This is a genomic window from Xanthomonas bonasiae (assembly GCF_017163705.1).
Taxonomy (GTDB): domain Bacteria; phylum Pseudomonadota; class Gammaproteobacteria; order Xanthomonadales; family Xanthomonadaceae; genus Xanthomonas_A; species Xanthomonas_A bonasiae.
In genome coordinates this window covers 67,276-89,503 of record NZ_JAFIWB010000016.1, presented here as the reverse complement: position 1 = coordinate 89,503, position 22,228 = coordinate 67,276, and the positions used below count along the sequence as shown (strand labels likewise).

At 69.0% G+C, this 22,228-nt stretch carries 20 protein-coding genes; 12 read left to right on the top strand and 8 right to left on the bottom strand.

Going from position 1 to position 22,228, the window contains the following annotated elements; translation table 11 throughout:
• Both lptG and lptF read right to left on the bottom strand, forming a co-directional pair.
• The gene (lptG, locus tag JR064_RS14355; RefSeq protein WP_206230166.1) at positions 1 to 1,107 is read right to left on the bottom strand and encodes an LPS export ABC transporter permease LptG; all 1,107 of its coding nucleotides are present in this window, start codon (positions 1,105 to 1,107) and stop codon (positions 1 to 3) included.
• A complete protein-coding gene (lptF, locus tag JR064_RS14350; RefSeq protein WP_191825440.1) occupies positions 1,104 to 2,189 on the bottom strand; it encodes an LPS export ABC transporter permease LptF in 1,086 nt (361 codons plus the stop codon). The genes lptG and lptF overlap by 4 nt, the downstream gene beginning before the upstream one ends.
• A 108-nt stretch (positions 2,190 to 2,297) precedes the next feature.
• On the opposite strand from lptF, the gene JR064_RS14345 reads away from it, so the two are divergent.
• The 4 genes from JR064_RS14345 to JR064_RS14330 all read left to right on the top strand — a co-directional run bounded on the left by JR064_RS14345 (position 2,298) and on the right by JR064_RS14330 (position 7,781).
• Positions 2,298 to 3,782, top strand: a complete 1,485-nt coding sequence (locus JR064_RS14345) for a leucyl aminopeptidase (protein WP_179568543.1) — start codon at positions 2,298 to 2,300, stop codon at positions 3,780 to 3,782.
• Between the two features lie 121 nt (positions 3,783 to 3,903).
• Positions 3,904 to 4,329, top strand: a complete 426-nt coding sequence (locus JR064_RS14340) for a DNA polymerase III subunit chi (protein WP_206230175.1) — start codon at positions 3,904 to 3,906, stop codon at positions 4,327 to 4,329.
• A gap of 125 nt (positions 4,330 to 4,454) precedes the next feature.
• Complete coding sequence (locus JR064_RS14335) at positions 4,455 to 7,307, top strand: valine--tRNA ligase (RefSeq protein ID WP_206230165.1); 2,853 nt, start codon at positions 4,455 to 4,457, stop codon at positions 7,305 to 7,307.
• A 21-nt stretch (positions 7,308 to 7,328) separates the two neighbouring features.
• Positions 7,329 to 7,781 (top strand): methyltransferase family protein, encoded by a 453-nt coding sequence (locus JR064_RS14330; protein ID WP_191825437.1) that lies wholly within the window; start codon positions 7,329 to 7,331, stop codon positions 7,779 to 7,781.
• Between the two features lie 63 nt (positions 7,782 to 7,844).
• On the opposite strand, the gene JR064_RS14325 is transcribed toward JR064_RS14330, so the two are convergent.
• The 4 genes from JR064_RS14325 to pssA form a co-directional block, all read right to left on the bottom strand.
• Entirely contained in the window at positions 7,845 to 8,996 is a 1,152-nt protein-coding gene (locus tag JR064_RS14325; RefSeq protein ID WP_225209903.1) for a pectate lyase family protein, read from the bottom strand.
• A 589-nt stretch (positions 8,997 to 9,585) separates the two neighbouring features.
• A complete protein-coding gene (gene rimI, locus JR064_RS14320) occupies positions 9,586 to 10,077 on the bottom strand; it encodes a ribosomal protein S18-alanine N-acetyltransferase (RefSeq protein WP_179568555.1) in 492 nt (163 codons plus the stop codon).
• Complete coding sequence (locus JR064_RS14315) at positions 10,074 to 10,550, bottom strand: alanine acetyltransferase (RefSeq protein WP_206230174.1); 477 nt, start codon at positions 10,548 to 10,550, stop codon at positions 10,074 to 10,076. Before JR064_RS14315 ends, rimI begins: the two co-directional genes overlap by 4 nt.
• Positions 10,551 to 10,558: 8 nt before the next feature.
• A complete protein-coding gene (pssA, locus tag JR064_RS14310; RefSeq protein WP_206230164.1) occupies positions 10,559 to 11,335 on the bottom strand; it encodes a CDP-diacylglycerol--serine O-phosphatidyltransferase in 777 nt (258 codons plus the stop codon).
• Between the two features lie 80 nt (positions 11,336 to 11,415).
• Here pssA and JR064_RS14305 point away from each other — a divergent pair, with 80 nt between their 5' ends.
• The 3 genes from JR064_RS14305 to JR064_RS14295 all read left to right on the top strand — a co-directional run bounded on the left by JR064_RS14305 (position 11,416) and on the right by JR064_RS14295 (position 14,373).
• Positions 11,416 to 11,808 (top strand): DUF4124 domain-containing protein, encoded by a 393-nt coding sequence (locus JR064_RS14305; RefSeq protein WP_191825436.1) that lies wholly within the window; start codon positions 11,416 to 11,418, stop codon positions 11,806 to 11,808.
• A 112-nt stretch (positions 11,809 to 11,920) separates the two neighbouring features.
• A complete protein-coding gene (locus JR064_RS14300; protein WP_206230163.1) occupies positions 11,921 to 13,615 on the top strand; it encodes a proline--tRNA ligase in 1,695 nt (564 codons plus the stop codon).
• A 281-nt stretch (positions 13,616 to 13,896) separates the two neighbouring features.
• A complete protein-coding gene (locus JR064_RS14295; protein WP_191825434.1) occupies positions 13,897 to 14,373 on the top strand; it encodes an H-NS histone family protein in 477 nt (158 codons plus the stop codon).
• Positions 14,374 to 14,472: 99 nt separating this feature from the next.
• Here the strand turns inward: JR064_RS14295 and JR064_RS14290 are convergent, their stop codons facing one another.
• Positions 14,473 to 15,732, bottom strand: a complete 1,260-nt coding sequence (locus tag JR064_RS14290; protein ID WP_179568563.1) for a threonine/serine exporter family protein — start codon at positions 15,730 to 15,732, stop codon at positions 14,473 to 14,475.
• A 98-nt stretch (positions 15,733 to 15,830) separates the two neighbouring features.
• On the opposite strand from JR064_RS14290, the gene JR064_RS14285 reads away from it, so the two are divergent.
• From JR064_RS14285 to JR064_RS14270, 4 genes are all read left to right on the top strand, one after another.
• Positions 15,831 to 16,943: an ABC transporter permease gene (locus tag JR064_RS14285; protein WP_179568565.1), complete on the top strand. Its 1,113-nt coding sequence runs from the start codon at positions 15,831 to 15,833 to the stop codon at positions 16,941 to 16,943.
• A 79-nt stretch (positions 16,944 to 17,022) separates the two neighbouring features.
• A complete protein-coding gene (locus JR064_RS14280) occupies positions 17,023 to 17,844 on the top strand; it encodes an ABC transporter ATP-binding protein (protein ID WP_179568567.1) in 822 nt (273 codons plus the stop codon).
• A 3-nt stretch (positions 17,845 to 17,847) separates the two neighbouring features.
• Positions 17,848 to 18,774 carry an MlaD family protein gene (locus JR064_RS14275; protein WP_191825433.1) on the top strand — a complete coding sequence of 309 codons (927 nt, stop codon included), beginning with the start codon at positions 17,848 to 17,850 and terminating at the stop codon, positions 18,772 to 18,774.
• Positions 18,771 to 19,439, top strand: coding sequence for an ABC-type transport auxiliary lipoprotein family protein (locus JR064_RS14270; RefSeq protein WP_179568571.1), 669 nt, complete (start codon positions 18,771 to 18,773; stop codon positions 19,437 to 19,439). Before JR064_RS14275 ends, JR064_RS14270 begins: the two co-directional genes overlap by 4 nt.
• Before the next feature lie 447 nt (positions 19,440 to 19,886).
• Here JR064_RS14270 and JR064_RS14265 read toward each other — a convergent pair whose 3' ends face one another.
• Positions 19,887 to 20,468: an alpha-ketoglutarate-dependent dioxygenase AlkB family protein gene (locus JR064_RS14265; RefSeq protein ID WP_206230162.1), complete on the bottom strand. Its 582-nt coding sequence runs from the start codon at positions 20,466 to 20,468 to the stop codon at positions 19,887 to 19,889.
• A gap of 113 nt (positions 20,469 to 20,581) precedes the next feature.
• On the opposite strand from JR064_RS14265, the gene JR064_RS14260 reads away from it, so the two are divergent.
• The gene (locus JR064_RS14260; protein ID WP_206230161.1) at positions 20,582 to 22,225 is read left to right on the top strand and encodes an electron transfer flavoprotein-ubiquinone oxidoreductase; all 1,644 of its coding nucleotides are present in this window, start codon (positions 20,582 to 20,584) and stop codon (positions 22,223 to 22,225) included.
• Positions 22,226 to 22,228 lie beyond the last annotated feature (3 nt).

Genomic DNA, 22,228 nt, shown 5'->3' with positions numbered 1-22,228 from the left:
TCAACTGCTGCGCTTGCGGAACAACAGCCACGACACGGTCAGCATCACCAGCGGCGGCAACGCGTAGGCGATGCGGTAGTCGAACTTGAGCGCGCCGGCCATGCGCCCGAAGAACAGCTGCAGCAGCCAGAACACCAGCGCGAACAGGATGCCCAGGAACAGGCGCTTGCCCATGCCGCCGCTGCGCAGCGCGCCGAACGCGAACGGGATCGCGGCGAAGCACAGCGCCAGCACGTTGACCGGATAGAACCAGCGGCTCCAGTACTGGTCCTCGTAGTCGCGCGCGTCCAGGCCGTTGCGGCGCCGGTACTCGATGCTGGTGTGCAGGTCGTGCGCGGACAGGTTGCGCGGCTTGGCCAGGCCCGAGGCCAGCGCCGCGGCGTCCAGCCGCGAGGCCCACGGCAGGCTGTCGAACTTCTCGCGCTGCACCGAACGCTCGGCGAAGGTGTCGCGGTAGGCCTGCTTCAGAGTCCAGCCGCTGCTGCGGTGCTCGGCGGTGGTGGCGTGGGTCAGCGAGGCCAGGCGACCGTCCTGGTCCAGCGTGTACAGGCGCACGTCGCGCAGCTCCAGCCAGGTGCCGCCGCTGCCTTCCAGGTGTTCCTCGCCGGCCTGCGCGTTGAGGAAGGTGTCGCCCTCGCGCGCCCACACCCCGGAGTAGCGGGCCATGCTCATGTTGCCGTTGTACTTGGCGTTGGCCTTGATCGTGTCGGCCTGGTTCTGCGCCCACGGCGCCAGGGTCTCGCCGCTGAACACCATCGCCACGGTCAGCAGCAGCATCGTCGCCGCCGCGGCCACGCTCAGCCGCGGCCGCGACAGGCCCAGCGCGCGCAGCGCGGTCAGCTCGGAGGTGGCCGCCAGCTGCCCCAGGCCCATCAGCACGCCGATCACCGCGCCGGTCGGGAACAGGGTGTAGGCGCGCCGCGGCACGGTGTAGGCGACGAACGCCACGGCGTGGCCGAGGCTGTAGCTGCCCTTGCCGATGTCCTTGAATTCGTTGGACAAGGCCATGATCACGTCGAGCCCGAGCAGCACCGCCCAGGTCAGCAGGACGGTGCCGAGCACGGCGCGGCCGACGTAGACGTCGTGCAGGTTCGGACGCAGCCTCATGCCGGCTGCCTCCGCGGCCGCGACAGCTGGCCGTCGCGCAGATAGGTCCACACCGCCAGCACCAGCAGCGGCACGGTCAGCCACCACAGGCCCAGCGCGCGCGGCAGCTTGTCGGTGCTCAGCCACTGGGTGCCGATGAACATCAGGTTGGTGCCGACCAGGTAGGCCAGGAACGCCAGCATGATCCGGCCGTAGCGCTGCTGCCGCGGCGAACTGCGCGACAGCGGCAGGGTCAGCAGGGCGAAGGCCAGCGCCAGCAGCGGCGGGGCGATGCGCGCGTGCAGCTGCGCATTGGCCTGCGGCCGCGGGTCGCCGATCAGCTTGGCGGTGGGCAACAGTTCCGGATCGTCGTCCTTGCGCGCCTCATCGCGGTCCGGCAGGGCCACGTCGTTGCTGACGTAGCGCATCAGCCGGTAGTCCATGCCGTCGCCGGCCAGCGGCCCTTCCACGCGGTAGCCGTCCTCCAGGCGCAGGTAGCGGTCGGCCTTGCCCTCGAAGAACATCGCGCCGCGCTGCGCGGTGACCACGTCCAGGCGGTCGTCCTTCTGCCGCTGCATGAACACCTTGCCCAGCTTGGTGCCGTCGCCGGACAGGGTGCTGATGTAGACGATGCCGCCGTCGGACAGCGGGGTGAAGCGCCCGGCCTCCAGCCCGGCCATCAGCAGGCTGCGGTTGGCCTCGTCGATCAGCCGGTCGGAGGTGCGGTCGGCCCAGGGGCCCAGCCACAGCGAGCACAGTCCGACCAGGGCCACCACCGGCACCACCAGCATCAGGATCGGCCGCAGCAGGCGCCGCGGGCCGACGCCGATGGCGGTGATCACCGCCATTTCCGAGTCGCGGTACAGCCGCGCCAGCGCCAGCAGCAGGCCCAGCATCAGCGCCAGCGGCAGGATCAGCGGCAGATACACCACGAACTGCAGGCCCAACTGGGAAAACAGCAACTTGGCCGGGATGCGGCCATCGGCGATGTTGCCCAGGATGTCGACCAGCACGCCGCCGACACTGACCACCAGCAACACGATGAGGGTCGCCAAGAAGCTCTGGATGAAATCGCGCAGCAGGTATCGATCGAGCTTCGGCATGGGGGTGGGTTGATTTAAACTCTCGGATTCGTTCGCGGCGGAGCCAGCCTAACCCGGCTGGACGTAAACAGCCCGCGATTGTACGGATTTGCCAACGGAATCTGATCAATGGCCCTGGAATTCACCCTGAACCACGACGCCCCGGCTACTGCGGCGTTCGATTGCATCGTCGTCGGCATGTTCGCCGACAAGCGTCTGTCGCCCGCCGCCCAGGCCCTGGATGCGGCCAGCGGCGGACGCCTGACGGCCCTGGCCGGCCGCGGCGACGTCAGCGGCAAGACCGGCGCCAGCGCGCTGCTGCACGACCTGCCCGGGGTGACCGCGCCGCGCGTGCTGGTGGTCGGCCTGGGCGAGGCCGCCAAGTTCGGCGTGCCGCAGTACCTGAAGGCGGTCGGCGACGCGGCGCGCGCGCTGAAGAGCGGGCCGTCCGCCAAGGCGCTGTTCACCCTGTCCGAGCTGGAGATCAAGGGCCGCGACCAGGCCTGGGCGATCCGCCAGGCGGTGATCGCCAGCGACCACGCCTGCTACCGCTACACCGCCACGCTGGGCAAGAAGAAGCCCGACGACAGCGGCCTGGCCAGCCTGGCCGTGCTCGGCGAGGACGCCACCGCGCTGGCCCAGGGCCAGGCCATCGCCGCCGGCGTCAAGTTCGCCCGCGAGCTCGGCAACCTGCCGCCGAACCTGTGCACCCCGGCCTACCTGGCCGAGACCGCGGCCGCCTTCGCCCACGGCGTCGACGGCGCCGAGGCCGAGATCCTCGACGAGACGCAGATGCAGGAACTGGGCATGGGCTCGCTGCTGGCGGTGGCGCGCGGCTCGGCCAACCGCCCGCGGCTGCTGGTGCTGAAGTGGCACGGCGGCGGCGACGCCAAGCCCTACGTGCTGGTCGGCAAGGGCATCACCTTCGATACCGGCGGCGTCAACCTGAAGACCCAGGGCGGCATCGAGGAGATGAAGTACGACATGTGCGGCGGCGCCAACGTCATCGGCACCTTCGTCGCCGCGGCGACCGCGCGCCTGCCGCTGAACCTGGTGGTGGTGGTGCCGGCGGTGGAGAACGCGATCGACGGCGACGCCTACCGCCCCTCCGACGTGATCACCAGCATGTCCGGCAAGACCATCGAGGTCGGCAACACCGACGCCGAAGGCCGCCTGATCCTGTGCGACGCGCTGACCTACGCCGAGCGCTTCAACCCCGAGGCGCTGATCGACGTGGCCACCCTGACCGGCGCCTGCATGGTCGCCCTCGGCCACCAGACCGCCGGCCTGATGAGCAAGCACGACGACCTGGCCAACGAACTGCTGGCCGCCGGCGAGCACGTGTTCGACCGCGCCTGGCGCCTGCCGCTGTGGGACGAATACCAGGGCCTGCTCGATTCCAGCTTCGCCGACGTCTACAACATCGGCGGCCGCTGGGCCGGCGCCATCACCGCCGGCTGCTTCCTGTCGCGCTTCACCGAGGGCCAGCGCTGGGCGCACCTGGACATCGCCGGCGTGGCCAGCGACGAAGGCAAGCGCGGCATGGCCACCGGTCGGCCGGTGGGGTTGTTGTCGCAGTGGTTGCTCGACCGCGCCGCAGGCGGCGCGGCGTGATTCGGGAGTCGGGATTGGGGATTCGCGAAAAGCGCCTCCCCTTTTCCCCCGTCCCGCACCTTCCGCCGGCGATCGTGACCTGCGTCAGCCAATCCCCAATCCCAAATAACGAATCCCCGCTCTGATGCGCGCCGATTTCTACCTGATCGCCAAGCCGCGCTTCCTGACCGAGCCGCTGCGGCTGGTGTGCGAACTGGCGCGCAAGGCCAACGACGCCAACCTGTGGACGCTGGTGATGGCGCGCGACCAGGCGCAGGCCGAGGAACTGGACGAGTTGCTGTGGGCGTTCGACGACGACGCCTACATCCCGCACCAGATCGCCGGCGCCGATGTCGACGAGGAAGAGGCGCAGGTGCTGATCGTCCCGCCCGGCGTGGAAGCGCCGTCGCGCGCGCTGGTGATCAACCTGCGCGACGACGCCTACCGCGGCACCTGCGAGCGCGTGCTGGAAGTGGTGCCGGCCGACCCCGCCGCGCGCGAACCGCTGCGCGAACGCTGGAAACAGTACAAGGCGCTGGGCTTCGAGGTCAGCAAGTACGACATGTGATGAAGCCGGGATTGGGGAGTGGGGATTCGAGATTAGTCTCCACGTCACTTCCATCGGCCACGTCTCAGTCCCCGTCCCTGCGCTTCACCAATCCCGAATCACGAATCCCCAATCCCGGCTCCTCAATGACCACCCTCGCCCCCAGCTACGACCCCACCTCCTTCGAATCGCGCCTGTACGCCCAGTGGGAGGCGGCCGGCTATTTCAAGCCATCCGGGCAGGGCGAGGCGTACACGGTGCTGCTGCCGCCACCGAACGTGACCGGCACCCTGCACATGGGCCACGCCTTCCAGCAGACGCTGATGGACGCGCTGGTGCGCTACCACCGCATGCGCGGCTTCGACACGCTGTGGCAGGTCGGCAGCGACCACGCCGGCATCGCCACCGAGATGGTGGTGTCGCGCAACCTGGCGCTGGAAGGCAAGGGCGAGACCCGCGACTCGCTGGGGCGCGAGGGCTTCATCGCCAAGGTGTGGGAGTGGAAGGCGCAGTCGGGCGACACCATCGAGCGGCAGATGCGCCGCCTGGGCACCTCCAGCGACTGGTCGCGCAGCACCTTCACCATGGACCCGCAGCCGTCGGCGGCGGTGGTCGAGGCGTTCGTGCGCTGGCACGAGCAGGGCCTGATCTACCGCGGCCAGCGCCTGGTCAATTGGGACCCGGTGTTGAAGACCGCGATCTCCGACCTGGAAGTGGAGAACGTCGAGGAAGACGGCTTCCTGTGGTCGATCGCCTACAAACTCGAGGACGGCGCCAGCTACGAGCACGTCGAGCACGACGCCGACGGCAACGAGACCCTGCGCGAGACCCGCGACTACCTGGTGGTGGCCACCACGCGCCCGGAAACCCTGCTCGGCGACACCGCGGTGATGGTGCACCCGCAGGACGCGCGCTACGCGCACCTGATCGGCAGGACGGTGACGCTGCCGTTGACCGGCCGCCAGGTGCCGGTGATCGGCGACGACTACGTGGACCGCGCGTTCGGCACCGGCGTGGTCAAGGTGACGCCGGCGCACGATTTCAACGATTACCAGGTCGGCGTGCGCCACAGCCTGCCGATGATCAACCTGTTCACCCCGACCGCGGCGATCAACGACAACGCGCCGGAGAAGTACCGTGGCCTGGACCGCTACGACGCGCGCAAGGCGGTGCTGGCCGACCTGGAAGACCTCGGCATCCTGGTCGAGACCAAGCCGCACAAGCTGCAGGTGCCGCGCGGCGACCGCACCGGCCAGGTGATCGAGCCCTACCTCACCGACCAGTGGTTCGTGAAGATGGACGCGCTGGCCAAACGCGGCCTGGAACTGGTCGAGTCGGGCCAGGTCAAGTTCGTGCCGCCGAACTGGATCAACACCTATCGGCACTGGATGGAGAACATCCAGGACTGGTGCATCAGCCGCCAGCTGTGGTGGGGCCACCGCATTCCGGCCTGGTTCGACGACGCCGGCACTTGCTACGTCGGTCGCGACGAGGCCGAGGCGCGCGCGAAGCACGGCCTTGGCGCCGACGTCGCCCTGCACCAGGACAGCGACGTGCTGGAGACCTGGTTCTCCTCGCAGCTGTGGCCGTTCTCGACGATGGGCTGGCCCGATCCGCAGGCGATGGCCGAGCGCGGCTACGAGCGCTACCTGCCGTCGAGCGTGCTGGTCACCGGCTTCGACATCATCTTCTTCTGGGTGGCGCGGATGATCATGGCCACCGACAGCTTCACCGGCCAGGTGCCGTTCCGCGACGTGTACATCACCGGCCTGATCCGCGACAAGGACGGGCAGAAGATGTCCAAGTCCAAGGGCAACGTGCTCGATCCGCTGGACATCATCGACGGCATCAGCATCGAGGACCTGGTCGCCAAGCGCACCACCGGGCTGATGAAGCCCAAGGACGCCCCGAAGATCGAGAAGGCCACGCGCAAGGAATTCCCCGAGGGCATCATCGCCCACGGCGCCGACGCCTTGCGCTTCACCATCGCCGCGCTGGCCGGCCACGGCCGCGACATCAAGTTCGACCTCGGCCGCGCCGAGGGCTACAAGAATTTCTGCAACAAGCTGTGGAACGCCAGCCGCTTCGTGCTCATGAACACGGAGGGACGGGACTCGGGACTCGGGACCCGGGACTCGGCACAGCACGCGCCGGTCACCGATGCCGAGAAGTGGATCCTGGTGCGGCTGGACAAGGTCGCCGCCGAAGCGCAGGCGCACTACGCCGCCTACCGCTTCGACCTGCTCGCGCAATCGCTGTACGAGTTCGCCTGGAACGAGTTCTGCGACTGGTTCCTGGAGCTGACCAAGCCGGCCTTGAACGGCGACGACGCGGTCGCCGCCGACAGCACCCGCCACACCCTGCTGCAGGTGCTGGAGACGCTGCTGCGCCTGCTGCACCCGCTGACCCCGTTCGTCACCGAGGAACTGTGGCAGCAGGTGGCGCCGCGCCTGGGCATCGCCGCGCCGACCATCTCGCTGCAGCCGTATCCGCGCACCGGCGACCTGGACGTGGGCGCCTACGCCGGTGCCGAAGCCGACATCGAATGGCTCAAGGCCATGGTCTCGGCGCTGCGTCGGGTGCGCAGCGAACTCAACGTGCCGCCGTCCAGGCTGGTGCCGCTGCTGCTGCAGGGCGGCCACGCCGAAGACCGCGCGCGGGTGGAACGCTGCGCCTCGCAGCTGAAGTTCCTGCTGCGGCTGGAGGCGATCCAGTGGCTGGACGCGGCGCAGGACGCACCGCCGGCCGCGGCGGCGATCGTCGGCGAACTGCGGCTGCTGGTGCCGCTGGAAGGACTGGTCGACCTGGATGCCGAACGCACCCGCCTGGACAAGGAGATCAAGCGCGTGGACGCGGAGATCGGCAAGTGCAACGGCAAGCTCGGCAACGCCACCTTCGTGCAGAACGCACCGGCGGCGGTGGTCGAACAGGAACGCGCGCGCCTGGCCGACTGGACCACGCAACTGGCTGGCCTGCGCGAGCAGCGCGCCAAGCTGTAAGTCGCGGACAATCCCAAGCGCATGAAGCTGCGCGTGCCGCCGCCGCTGATCGTGGTCGCCGGCGCGCTGTGCGCATGGGTTGCCGCACATGCCTGGCCGGCGGCGACGTTGCTGCTGCCGGGTCAACGCCCGTTGGGCGCAGCGATGATCGTTGCCGGAGCGGTCGCCAACGTGGCGCCCAAGCTGCATTTTCGCCGCGCCGGGACCACGGTCAATCCGTTGCACCCGCAGCGCGCCAGCGCCTTGGTGCAATCCGGGCTGCATCGCTATTCGCGTAACCCGATGTACGTGGGGCATGCGCTGATACTGCTGGGCTTGCTACTGTGCCTCGGCCATCCGGCCGCAGGTCTTTCCCTGGTGCTCTACCTGCTGTACGTCGATCGCGTGCAGATTCCGAGCGAAGAAGAGGCATTACGCGAACGTTTCGGCGCGGACTACGCGGGTTATTGCCGGCGCGTGCGCCGCTGGCTGTAGAGGGAATTTCACAACGACGACAATCGACCGCCGCCCGGCATCGCGGGCGGCGGTCTTCAACACTCAGAGCTTGCCGGCGCCCGCCTTGGCCTTGACGTCGTTCGCCACCTGGTTCGCCGGCAACAGCGAATAGGTGTACGGCGGGGTCCAGCCGATGCTGTTGTTCCACGAGCAGGTCAGCGCCTTGCCGTTGAGCAGCGAGCCGAAATCGCGGTACACGCTGCCGCCGTAGTTGGCCGCGATCTTGTCGCAGCTGCTGACCCCGCTGATGTCGAAGGCGTTGTTCTCGGAGAAGATCTTCGACTCCTTGCCGACGCCATGCGCATGCGAGAACGGATACACCGCGTGGCTGGTGCTGCCGACGTGGTAGTTGTTGTACAGGTGCACCTGGCCGAACCGCACCCGCGGCGCGCGCGCGGAAATGTTCTCGAACAGCGTGTTGTGGATGGTCACCTTGAGCTTGCCGCTGTCGGTGCTGGAGGCGCTGTCGCTGGAGCCGATCAGGTTGTTCTTCTCGTGCGACTTGAACGCCGAGTACGAGATGGTCACGTAGTTGGCGCCCTTCTTGACGTCCAGCGCGCCGTCGTGATGCTGCTTGGGGCGGCCGTTGGCGGTGCCGTTCTGGTCGTCGGTGCGGCGCCCGTCGGTGAAGGTGACATGGTCCACCCACACGTTGCTGGCGCCTTCGATGGTCAGGCCGTCGTATTCGGAATTCCAGTTGCCGGCGCTGCCGTCGTCCGGATCCCACACCGGCTGCGGATCCCACGGATTCTCGATCGTGAGGTTGCGGATGATCACGTCGTTGGCCTTGACGTACAGATAGCCTTCGCGGATCTGCGCATTGGAACCGACGCCGATCAGCGTGGTCTTGGTGGGGACGTCCAGGCGCGCACGGCTCTTCATGTCCGCGGTTGTGCTGTACGGCGTGCCCTCGCTGACGTCGATGATGCCGCTGATCTTGATGATGCGGCCGTTGCTGCCGACGCTGGCCTTCAGCGCGGTCTTCAGCTGCGCGGCGGTGCTGACGCTGTAGACGTTGGCCGCCGCGGCCTTGGAGCCGCCCTTGGTGCCGCCGTTCTGCGTCGCCCACCCGGTGCTGGCGACCTCCAGGCTGGCATCGGCGTAGGCGCTGCCGGTCGCGCCCGCCAGACAGACTGCAAGCGCAATCGCGTGGGTGAGCGTGCGCGGGGATGCGATGAGTGACTGTGTCTTCATCCTGGAACCTCGTAAGCATGGGTGGAGTCGTCGCACGCGTGGCGCGGTTCCGCAGCCCGGAAAACGCAAGCGACGCGCGCGCATTCGCTGTCCCTTCGGACAACTGCGCCTCATGCCATCGAATCAGGCAGCGCCGAAGAGGCGCGCACTGTAGGGAGCGCGTTCGGCTTGGGAAGAGACAAATGCGGCGCGTGCGGATCCAACGCTGCGATATGGGGAAGGCATCTAACAAAACCCACTGGCGATGCCGCTTCCGCATCCGCTCCCGCTGCGGGACAACAACGCTGTCCCGACGACATGTCGCGACATTGCGCGAATGCGCGATGCATTCCGAACGTGCTGAAAAATCCGTGTCGCAGGCGGCATCGTCGGCAGGCATCGGCAGAGCGACGGCGGGCGACACCGGGTCTATCGGTCGCGGCTGGCAACACCGATCACGTCCATCGCGACCGATGGCCCTGGATCACCCGGCGTCGCTCCCACCGCATTCCGCCGGCCGCAAAACGGCCAAGGCCGAAATGCTCCAATCATCGGAAGTGAAACGGCGCGCACCGCCCGCAGAGTGGCGGCGGCGGCAGGCCGTCGCGGGTTACGACATGCCTTCGAAGAACAGTTCGATCGCCATCACCAGCGCGTCCTCGCGGCCGTTCGCCGCCGGGTAGTAGCGCGGGCGGCGGCCGATCTCGTTGAAACCTTCGCTGTGGTACAGCGCGATCGCGCTGGGATTGGACGGGCGCACTTCCAGGAACACGCGGCGCGCGCCCAGGTCGGCGCCGTACTTGATCAGCGCGCGCAGCAGCAGGCGGCCGTAGCCGCGCGATTGCCGTTCCGGCGCGATGCAGACGTTGAGGATGTGCGCCTCGTCGGCGGCGACGCTGATCACGCCGTAGCCGACGATCTGGCCCTGCTCCAGCAGCACCCAGCCCGGATAACCGGCCTGCAGGCAGTCGCGGAAGATGCCGCGCGTCCACGGGAACGGATAGGCGCGGCGCTCGATCTCCATCACCGTGTCGAGGTCGGTCTCGCGCAACGTGCGCAGCGTCGCCGCCGCCGGCGAGGACGCCGTGCCCAGCGCGCTCATCGCGGCGCCTGCTTGCGCAGCGCGCGCAGCTGCGGCCACAGCGCGCGCTTGGCGGCGGCATTGCCGCGCAGTTCGGCCAGCGGCCAGGTCGCCATCAACGTCTGCGTGGCCGGATCGTTCGGATTGCGCCCGGAGGCGCGCAACAACGCGATCTGCAGCCGATCGGGCAGACGCAGGCCGGCGCGGCGCGCAGCCGGCGCAGGCGCCGCGCGTTGCGGCTCCGGATAGTCCGCGGGCGCGGCCGGCGCGCGCCCGCGCGGCGACGGCTCCGCAGGCGCGTGAGCCGGTGTCGCGTGCGCGGACGCCCTGGCCGGCGCAGCCACGTCGGCGGCAGGGGCATCGCGCTCCTCGGCCAGCGACGGCTGCGCGACCACCGCGCCGACGTCGGCGTCGGCCCCGACATAGAGCGTATGGCCCAATGCCTGCAGCCAGCCGTGCTGCTCGGCCGACCACAGCGGCGCGGCGTTGGCCATCGCCTCGCTCACGTCGCGTCCGGCAGCTTGCGCCAGCGCCGCCACAGCCAGTAGCAGGGACCGGACAGGGCGTACAGCACGCCGATCGCCAGCAACGCGCGCGACAGGTCGATGACCAGCACCGCGATCACCACCGGCGCCAGCACCAGCATCAGGAACGGCACCCGGTCGGCACGCGGGCCTTTGGCGGCGCCGCCCTTGAAGCTCCAGAAACGGATGCGGCTGACCATCAGCAGCGCCGCGACCATGGTCACGCCCAGCGCCACGTAGCGCAGCTGCTCGCCGTCCCAGCCCAGGTTGCCGTCGGCGAACGCCCACACGAAGGCCATCATCAGCCCCGCCGCAGCCGGACTGGCCAGGCCCACGAACCAGCGCTTGTCGACGGTGCCGACCTGGGTGTTGAAGCGCGCCAGGCGCAGCGCGGCGCAGGCCGCGTACAGGAACGCCACCGACCAGCCGACCCGGCCCATCACGCTGCCGTCGAACTTCAGCGCCGACAGCGACCAGTGGTACATCACCAGCGCCGGGGCCATGCCGAAGCTGACCAGGTCGGCCAGCGAGTCGTACTGCACGCCGAATTCGCTGCTGGTGCCGGTCAGCCGCGCCACCCGTCCGTCCAGCCCGTCCATCACCGCGGCGACGAACACCGCCACGCTGGCGTGCACGAACTGGCCGTTGGCGGCGGCGATGATGGCGTAGAAACCGGAGAACAGGCCGGCGGTGGTGAACAGGTTCGGCAGCAGATAGATGGTGCGCGAACGGGGAGGCGGTCGGGATGGGTCCATGCCGGGCAGTTTAATCGACTTGCCAGGCCCGACGGCGGGTGCTGCAATCGGCCCTCGCCCTCGTGCCCCTGGAGAACGTGATGCGCGCCCTGACCCGGCTTTGCTGCCTGTCCCTGCTCGCCGCCAGCGGCGTGGCCGGCGCCGCCACCCTGTACCAATGGAAGGATGCGCAGGGCGTCACCCACTATTCGCAGAGCCCTCCGCCCGGCGGCAAGTACCAGGCGCGGCGGGTCGACCGCCACGGCGACGCCCCGGTCGAGGCCACCGAAGCCGCCGCCCCGGCCGAGAACGCCAACTGCCTGAGCGCGCGCAAGAACCTGGAGATCCTGGGCAAGCCGGGCAAGGTGATGACCGACCGCGACGGCGACGGCAAGCCCGACGCGGAGCTGGACGACGCCCAGCGCGACGCGCAGAAGGGCCTGGCCGAGGCCGCGATCAAGGCCTATTGCGCGCCGCCCGCCGCCGCGGAGTGAGCGCGCCGGGGCGACGCAGACACGGCGCGGCCGCCGCGCGTCCCCGCAGTGCACCCCCGCAACGCCGGCAATGACTGGCAAAATGGGCGCCCGCCGTTAGCGAAGCCCCTCGATGCGCCTTTCCCAGTTCCACCTGCACACCACCAAGGAAACTCCGGCCGACGCCGAACTGGTCAGCCACCGGCTGATGCTGCGCGCCGGCATGATCCGCAAACTCGCCTCCGGCCTGTACACCTGGTCGCCGCTGGGTCTGCGCGTGCTGCGCAAGGTGGAAGCGGTGGTGCGCGAGGAAATGAACCGCGCCGGCGCGGTGGAAGTGCTGTTCCCGACCATCCAGCCGCGCGAACTGTGGGAAGCCACCGGGCGCTGGAAGAAGTTCGGCGGCCTGATGCTCCGGATGAAGGACCGCAAGGAGCAGGAATACTGCTACAGCCCCACCGCCGAGGAGGCCGCCGCCGATTTCGCGCGCCAGGAACTGAGCAGCTACAAGCAGCTGCCGGTCAATTTCTACCAGATCCAGACCAAGTTCCGCGACGAGATCCGGCCGCGCTTCGGGGTGATGCGCGCGCGCGAGTTCCTGATGAAGGACGCCTATTCGTTCCACGTCAGCGACGAGGACCTGGCCCGCGAATACGAGAACATGAAGGCCGCCTACAGCCGCATCTTCACCCGCCTGGGCCTGCAGTTCCGCGCGGTGCAGGCCGATTCCGGCGACATCGGCGGCGACGCCTCGCAGGAATTCCACGTGCTGGCCGAGTCCGGCGAGGACTCGCTGGCGTTCTCCACCGGTTCGGACTACGCCGCCAATGTCGAGACAGCGGTCGCCGCCGATCCTGCGCCCCGCGCGGCGGCGCAGGAGGAACTGCGCAAGGTCGCCACGCCCACCCAGAAGACCTGCGAGGCCGTGGCGCAATTGCTCGGCATCGCGCTGCAGCGCACGGTCAAGTCGGTCGCGGTGATGGCCGGCGACGCGTTCGTGCTGGCGCTGGTGCGCGGCGATCACGCGGTGAACGAGATCAAGCTGGGCAAGGTCGCCGGCCTGGCCGGCTACCGCATGGCCAACGAGGCCGAGATCCGCGCCCACCTCGGCAGCGAGCCGGGCTTCCTCGGACCGCTGAACCCCAGCCAGCCGATCCGCGTGGTCGCCGACCGCGACGTGGCGGCGATGGCCGATTTCGTGGTCGGCGCCAACGAGACCGGCTTCCATCTGGCCGGGGTCAACTGGGGCCGCGACCTGCCCGAGCCGGACACCGTGGCCGACCTGCGCAACGTGGTCGAAGGCGAGCGCGCGCACGACGGCGGCGAGATCCGCCTGGCGCGCGGCATCGAAGTCGGCCACGTGTTCCAGCTCGGCCGCCAGTATGCGCAGGCGCTTGACGCCACCGTGCTGGACGAGAACGGCAAGACCGTGGCGATGGCGATGGGCTGCTACGGCATCGGCATTTCGCGCATCGTCGCCGCGGCGATCGAGCAGAACCACGACGAGGCCGGCATCCGCTGGCCGCAGCCGATGGCGCCGTGGTCGGTGGCGGTGTGCGTGATCAATCCCAAGCGCGATCCGGCGATCGACGCGGCCGGCGAGGCGCTGCTGGCCGAACTGCAACAGGCCGGCCTGGACGCCGCGCTCGACGATCGCGGCCTGCGCGCCGGCGCGATGTTCGCCGATATCGAACTGATCGGCATCCCGCACCGCGTGGTGGTCTCCGAGCGCGGGCTGGCCGCCGGCACCTTCGAATATCGCGCGCGCAGCGGCGGCGACGCCGAGAACTTGGACCGCGCCGAATTGCTGGCGCGCCTGCAGGGTTAATCGGAAAGGCCGGGAATATATCCCGGCCTTTTTTTGCGCCGCGATTCGTCACGACGCGGCCTCGACATTTGCCGGGTCAATATGCCGACCGAATCAGCGCCGTTACCCCGCGTTGATTTGACAATCGGAATTCGGTGCGTATAAGTGACACCCACACCGATCCAGCGATCGGCGTGCCTATCGAAATACCCGGAATATTTGTCAATCCGATAAAGCGATATTATGATTCCGCTCTAGCCAGGGAATGGCTGTATGCCCATCACCCATTTTCCGGAGTACAAATGACCATCGATCTCAGTGGCCTGTCGGCCAAGCAGTTGGGCGCTCTCATCAAGACGGCCAAGAAGCAACAGACCATCGTCGCCAAGCGCACGCCCATCGCCAAGGTCCGCACGCAGCTGGCACGCCTGGCCAAGTCGCACGGTTACAGCATCGACGAAGTCTTCGATGGCGCCGCTCCGGCCAAGCGCGGCCGCAAGCCGGCTGCCGGCAAGCCGGGTCCGAAGCCGGGCCGCAAGCTGGGCAAGGTGCCGCCGAAGTACCGCAATCCGGCCAATACCGCCGAAACCTGGACCGGCCGCGGCAAGCAGCCGCGCTGGCTGGCCGAGCAGGTGGCCAAGGGCAAGAAGGTCGACGACTTCCTGATCGCAGCGCCGGCCAAGTCCGCCGCGCCGGCCAAGAAGACGGCGAAGAAGGCCACCAAGAAAGTCGCCAAGGTCGCCAAGAAAGCCAGCAAGTCCGCCGCCCCGAAAAACTGATCGGCACCCCGATCCGGCAACGGGTCGGGGATCGGTCGTTTATTCGAGAAACGCCAGCGCGAGCCGGCGTTTTTTATGCCTGCCGCAGCGACCGCGGAACTAGAGATTCTTCCGCGCCGGCACCAGCAGATTGCCGAACAGCAGGCCGGCGACCAGCGCCATCACGATATTGGTCACCGCCAGCAGCGCCGACTGCCCGCCGGACACGTCGTGCTGCTGCACCAGGGTCAGCAGTCCGCGCAGGCTGGCGCTGCCGGGCACCAGCATGATGATGCCGGGCAGGCGGATCAGCGCGCCCGGACGCTGCACCAGCCGGCCGAACAGATTGCCGGCCGCGGTCAGCGACATCGCCGACAGGAAGATCCCGACCGGGCTGCCCCAGGCCTCGCCGGCGAAGCGCGCGATCGCGTAGCCGGCCACCGAGGCGGCCATCACCCACGGATAGTCGCGGCCGTTGGCCTTGAACAGCAACGCGAACGCGTACGCCGCGACCAGCAGCGACGCCCATTCCACCCACACCGCCTGCGGCCGCGACGCGTGCACCAGCGGCTCCAGTCCGAGCAACTGCGCCAGGGTCACCGCGATCACCGCGCCCACGGTGAGCTTGAGGATGGTGGTGACCGCACCGGCGAAGCGCGCCGTGCCGGATACCCAGTGCTGGCTGGTCAGTTCGTTGACCGCATTGGTCAGCGCCATCCCCGGCAGCAGCACCACCAGCGAGGCGATGATCACCGAATTGAGGTTCAGCGGCGCCACGAAGGTCGCCACCAGCGCGGCGACGACGCCGGCCAGCAGCGCCGCCAGCGCCTCGTTGGCCTCCTTGGCCGCCGGGCGCTTGTCGGTGAGCTGGGTCAGCGCGCCGATCAGCAGGCCGATCGCGGTGGCGGTGGCGATGTCCAGCCACGGCAGCCGCCACAGCCCGGCCACGCCGAGCGCGGCCAGGCCGAAGCCGAGCACCTGCATCGCCTTCCAGCGCCGCCCCGGCGGGCGGTCCAGCTGGCGCAGCGCGGTATGGCCCTGGGCCACACTCATGCGCCCGCTGGCGACGTCGTCGGCGATGCTGTCGGCGACGCTGAGCTTGTGCAGATCGTTGTCGCCCGGCGCCAGCCGCACCACGCGGGTGATGTCGCTGGAGCCGATCGCCTTGGTCGGATCGCTGAAACTGAGGATCAGCCCGGTCGGGTTGGACCAGGGTTCGCAATCCAGGTCCAACTGCTGCGACAACGCCACCACCGCCGCCTCCAGGCGTTGCGCGGTGGTGCCGTAGGTGTGCAGGCGGCCGGCGATCTCGGAGACGAAGGCGATCCGTTGCGCATAGGTGGCGCTGGCAGAGGGAGTGGCGATGGGCGCGGCTTGCATGTCGGCTAGTATGGCGCGAACCCCGCGCACAGCCACCCTGTGGCGCACGACGACATTGCGGTGCAGGCGAAACAGGTATGCTCGCGCCCGGACACCCCATGATCGAACCGCAACCGCCAACACTCAGCCAGGACGACCGAGACCCCACGCGGGTGCGGCTATCCGGCAGTTGGACGCTGGCCACCGCGCTGGCGTCGTCCGACGTGCTGCGCACGCTGCCGGCCGGCACCACCGGCATCGACGCCAGCGGCATCGGCCAGCTGGATTCGGCCGGCGTGCTGCAGCTGATGCGCTACGCCACCCGCAACGGCATCGCCCACGAGGCGCTGAACTTCCGCCACGACCACCAGGCGCTGGTCAGCACCATCGAGGACGTCGCCGACGACCGCCCCAAGCGCAAGCGCGACTACGGCTTCGCCGCGGCGCTGGAGCGCCTGGGCTACGCGGTGCACCGCAACGGCAAGGAGATCGTCGCCCTGGTCGGCTTCCTCGGCGAGACCCTGGTCAAGGTGCTACGCCTGGTGCACGAACCGCGGCGTTTCCGCCTGACCTCCACCGTGCACCACATGGAACAGGTCGGGCTGGACGCGGTGCCGCTGGTCGCCCTGCTGTCCTATCTGGTCGGCGCGGTGATCGCGTTCCTGGGCTCGACCATCCTGCGCGACTTCGGCGCCGAGATCTATGTGGTGGAACTGGTCAGCATCGCCTTCCTGCGCGAATTCGCGGTGCTGCTGACCGCGATCGTGCTGGCCGGGCGCACCGCCAGCGCGTTCACCGCGCAGATCGGCGCGATGAAGGCGCGCGAAGAGGTGGACGCGATCCAGACCCTGGGTCTGGACCCGATGGACCTGCTGGTGATCCCGCGGCTGGTGGCGCTGCTGGTGATGCTGCCGCTGCTGACCTTCGTGGCGATGATCGCCGGCCTGGCCGGCGGCGTCACCGTCGGCGCCTTCGACCTGGGCATCCCGCCGCAGATGTACCTGGCGCGCATGCACGACACCATCCAGCTGCGGCACATGCTGGTGGGCCTGTCGAAGGCGCCGATCTTCGCGATCGTGATCGGCCTGATCGGCTGTCTGGAAGGCCTGCGCGTGGAAGGCACCGCGCAATCGGTCGGCGAGCGCACCACCTCCAGCGTGGTGCAGACGATCTCGCTGGTGATCATCATCGACGCGATCGCCGCGCTGTGGTTCATGAACGTGGGGTGGTGATGGAGCCGGGATTGGAGATTGGGAATTGGGGATTCGTTGAAGGCGGACGCCGCGCGCTGCCTGGCCGGGAGCCATTGCCTTGACCAATCCCGAATCCCCAATCCCCAATCCCGACCAAGAACTGGCCATCTCGGTCCGCGGCCTGCTCAACCGCTTCGGCACCCAGACCGTGCACGAAGACCTGGACCTGGACGTGCGCCGCGGCGAGATCCTCGGCGTGGTCGGCGGCTCGGGCACCGGCAAGTCGGTGCTGATGCGCAGCATCCTCGGCCTGCGCGAGCCCGATGCCGGCCACATCCGCGTGCTCGGCGTGGACACCGACTCCCGGCGCCGCGAAGACCGCCTGCACGTGGAGCGCAATACCGGCGTGCTGTTCCAGGACGGCGCGCTGTTCTCCTCGCTGAGCGTGGGCGAGAACGTGCAGGTGCCGCTCAAGGAGCACTTCGGCGAACTGCCCGACAGCTGGCATTACGAACTGGCGCTGCTGAAGGTGAAGCTGGCCGGGCTGCCGGCCGATGCGATCAACAAGCTGCCCTCGCAGCTGTCCGGCGGCATGCGCAAGCGCGCCGGACTGGCGCGCGCGCTGGCGCTGGACCCGCCGCTGCTGTTCCTGGACGAACCCACCGCCGGGCTGGACCCGATCGGCGCGGCCGCCTTCGACCGCCTGATCCGCACCCTGCAGGAAGCGCTGGGGCTGACCGTGTTCCTCATCACCCACGACCTGGACACCTTGTACGCTATCTGCGACCGCGTGGCGGTGCTGGCCGACCGCAAGGTCATCGCCACCGCGCCGCTGGCCGAGATCGAGCAGGTCGACCACCCCTGGATCCAGGACTATTTCCACGGCCCGCGCGCGCGCGCGGCGCGCGACGCCAAAACCGCCTGGACCGAGACCCACTGAGCCATGGAAACCAAAGCCAACTACGTCCTGATCGGCGCCTTCACCATCGTGGCCGGGCTGGCCTTGCTGCTGTTCGGGCTGTGGGCCGCCAAGTATTCGTCCGACCGCACCTGGCAGGAATACCGGGTGGTGTTCCGCGAGGCGGTGACCGGCCTGTCGGTGGGCAGCCCGGTGCAGTACAACGGCATCGCGGTCGGCTCGATCACCGAACTGACCCTGGCGCCGAACGATCCGCGCCAGGTGGTGGCGCGGGTGCGGCTGAATTCGACCACGCCGATCAAGAGCGACACCCGCGCCAAACTGGGCATCACCAGCCTGACCGGGCCGTCGATCATCCAGCTCTCCGGCGGCACCCCGGAGGCGCCGTCGCTGACCTCCATCGACGCCAGCGACGCGCCGATCATCCAGACCACGCCGTCGGCGCTGCAGAACATCACCGACACCGCCAACCGCATCGTCGAGCGCCTGGACGAAGTGCTCAGCGACCGCAACGTGGCCAGCATCACCGCCACCCTGCACAACCTGGAAACGATCAGCGGCTCGCTGGCCGACCGCGACGAAGGCATGCAATCGCTGATCCTCAGCGCGCGCGATGCCGCGCGCAATCTCGACGTGACCCTGAAGACCACCAACGGCACCATCCAGCGCCTGGACCAGAACCTGGTGCAGCAGCTGCCGCCGATCCTGGACAAGCTGGAAAGCACGCTGAGCAAGCTCGATTCGGCGTCCGGCAACGCCGACAAGATCCTGGGCGAGAACCGCGCGGCGATCAACAGCTTCGCCAACGACGGCCTGGGCCAGCTCGGCCCGACCCTGACCGAACTGCGCGGGCTGATCCGCGACCTGCGCCGGGTCAGCGACCGCCTGGACAACAACCCCGCGCGCTACCTGCTCGGCCGCGACGCCCCGAAGGAGTTCAAACCCAAATGAAGCCGACGCGCGCCCTCCTGCTGCTCGCCCTTCCGGCCCTGCTGCTCGCTGGCTGCTCCGCGCTGACCGGCGGCAGCAAGGATCCGGTGACGATCTACGCGCCCAACGTGCGCGTCGCGCCGGATCCGTCATGGCCGCAGGTAACCTGGCAACTGGCGATCGCCAAGCCCAGCGCCGCGCGGGTGGTCGACAGCCCGCGCATCTCGGTGCGCCCCACCCCGGGCGAACTGCAGGTCTACAGCGGCGTCAGCTGGGCGCAGCCCGCCACCGACATGCTGGAGGACACCCTGGTCCGCGCGTTCGAGGATTCCGGCCGCATTCCCGGCGTGGCCCGGCTCGGCACCGGCATCCGCGCCGACTACAAGCTGTTGCTGGACCTGCGCCGCTTCGAATCCGACTACGCCGGCCACGACGTGCCATCGGCCACGATCGAGCTCAACGCCAAGTTGCTGTACACGCCCGACCAGCGCGTGGTCGCCTCGCGCACCTTCCTCGCCGCGCAACCGGCCGCCAGCACCGCGCAGGCGCAGGTCGCCGACGCCTTCAGCCAGGCGCTGTCGCAGGTGACCGGCGATGTGGTCGGCTGGACCCTGCAGCAGGGCCAGGCCGATGCGGCCACGGCCCTGGCGCCGGTGCCGAAGGTCGCACCGGCACCGCGCCGCTGATCCAAAGCCCCTCTCCCGCCGGGAGAGGGGTTGGGGCGAGGGTACGGCGCAAAGCGTCTCGCGGAGTTTGGGGGCACCAGGCTGCGCCCTACCCTCATCCGCCCCTTCGGGGCACCTTCTCCCGATGGGAGAAGGAACAGCCGCTAGCCCCTCTCCCATCGGGAGAGGGGTTGGGGTGAGGGTACGGCGCGAAAGCGACTCGCGGAGTTGGATGCACCAGGCTGCGCCCGTACCCTCATCCACCCCTTCGGGGCACCTTCTCCCGATGGGAGAAGGGAACGTCTGCCCCTCTCCCACCGGGAGAGGGGTTGGGGTGAGGGTACGGCGCGAAGCGTCTCGCAGAGTTTGGGGGCACCAGACTGCGCCCGTACCCTCATCCGCCCCTTCGAGGCACTTCCCCTGAAAAGGAGACCATGCTCCCGAGGGGGAGAAGGGAATTCGTGGCCGCTAAGGCGCGGCGATTTTCCGAAACGTCAGATTGATCCGCTCGCCGACCGGTTTCGCAGTCCGCGGCAAGGCATGCCGGTACAGGCGCTGGGTCTCCCCGCCCATCAACAGCAAGCCACCGGCGCTCAGTTCCAGCGCCTGGCGCAGCGCCGGCTCCTGGCGATGGCGCAGCACGAAGCGGCGCGTGGCGCCCAGGCTCAGCGAGGCGATCAGCGGACGCGCGCCCAATTCCTTTTCGTCGTCGCTGTGCCAGCCCATCGCATCGCGGCCGTCGCGATAGCGGTTGGCCAGCACGCTGTTGAACGCGACTCCGGTCTCCGCGGCCAGCCGTTCGCGCAACGGCTGCAACGCCGGCGGCCACGGATGCGGCGCGAAGCGGGTACCGGAATAGCGGTAGCTCGCCTCCGGGTCGCCGATCCAGCAGCTCAGCCGCGGCGAATCCACCATCCGCCCGAACAGGCGGATGCGGTGAACCTCCCAGGCCACCCCGGCCAGCAAGTGCGCCAACAGCGCCGCCGCCTCGGCCGGGGCGAGCCAGCCGGGCAGCCAGCGGACGTCGGCGCCGGGCAGATCGAGTTGCATCGCGCCACGCTAGCATGCCGGCCGGCACCATACGCCAGCGTGCGGAATTTGCCCCGTCACGCACAAAGCCTGAAAATGCAGACAGCCAGATCGAGCCAACGGGAGCGGACCAGATGACGGAATTGGAGGGCGGCGCCAACGCGCCGGAGCCAGTGGAACGCGACGTCATGGAATACGACGTGGTCACCGTCGGCGCGGGTCCGGCCGGGCTGGCGTTCGCGATCCGGCTCAGGCAGCTCAACCCGGACATCTCGGTCTGCGTGATCGAAAAGGCCAGCACGGTCGGTGCGCAGATCCTGTCCGGCGCGGTGATCGAACCGGCGCCGCTCGACGCGCTGCTGCCCGGCTGGCGCGACGCGCCGCCGCCGATCTGCGTGCCCGCCGGCGAAGACGAGTTCTGGCACCTGAGCAAGGACGGCGGGCGCAAGTTTCCGATCGTGCCGCCGGGCATGCGCAACCACGGCAACTTCATCGTCAGCCTCGGCGCGCTGTGCGCGTGGCTGGCGCCGCAGGCCGAGGCGCTGGGCGTGGAAATCTATCCCGGCTTCGCCGCCGCCGAGACCCTGCATGCCGACGACGGCACGGTGCTCGGCGTGCGCATCGGCGACATGGGCGTGGCCAAGGACGGGTCGCACAAGCCCGGCTACACCCCCGGCATCGATATCCGCGCCAAGGTCACGGTGCTGGCCGAAGGCGCGCGCGGGCACCTGACCAAGCGCCTGGTCAAGCGCTTCGCGCTGGACGCCGACAGCGACCCGCAGGCCTATTCGATCGGCATCAAGGAACTGTGGCAGCTGCCGGAAGGCCGCGTGGTGCCCGGCAAGATCGTGCATACCCTGGGCTGGCCGGCGGACAACGCCACCTATGCCGGCAGCTTCCTGTACCACCTGGAGAACAACCAGGTGGCGCTGGGCTACGTCAGCGGCCTGGACTACCACGACCCCGAATACCGGCCGTGGGAGGCGTTCCAGCAATGGAAGAACCATCCGCTGATGAAGCCGCTGCTGGAAGGCGGCACCATCCTGTCGGCCGGCGCCCGCGCCATCGCCAGCGGCGGCTGGCAGTCGTTGCCGAAGGTGGAGATGCCCGGCGCGCTGCTGATCGGCGACAGCGCCGGCCTGCTCAACGTGCCCAAGATCAAGGGCACCCACCAGGCGATCCGCAGCGGCATGCTCGCCGCCGAACACCTGGCCGCCGGCGCGGCGCTGAACCCGGCCGGCTTCGACGCGCGGCTGCGCGGCTCGGAGGTGATGGCCGAACTGCGCCAGGTGCGCAACATCAAGCCCGGCTTCAAGAAGGGCATGTGGTTCGGCCTGCTCAACGGCGCCTGGGAGACCCTGGTCAAGGGCGCCTCGCCGTGGACGCTGAAGGTGACCGCCGACTGGTCGTCGCTGGACCGGCTGGGCGAACACGAACAGCCCAAGCGCGACTACGTGCAGCGCGACCTGGCGCCGCGCGACCGCCTGCAGGCCGTGTACTTCGCCGCCACCGAACACGACGAAGACCAGCCCGTGCACCTGCAGGTGCTGGACCCGCAGATCTGCGTGACCCGCTGCACCGAGGAATACGGCAACCCCTGCACCCGCTTCTGCCCCGCCGCGGTGTACGAGATCGTCGACGACGCGGCCGGCAAGCGCCTGCAGATCAACGCCGCCAACTGCGTGCACTGCAAGACCTGCGACATCAAGGACCCCTACGAAATCATCAACTGGGTCACGCCGGAAGGCGGCTCCGGGCCGAACTACCAGAACCTGTGAGCC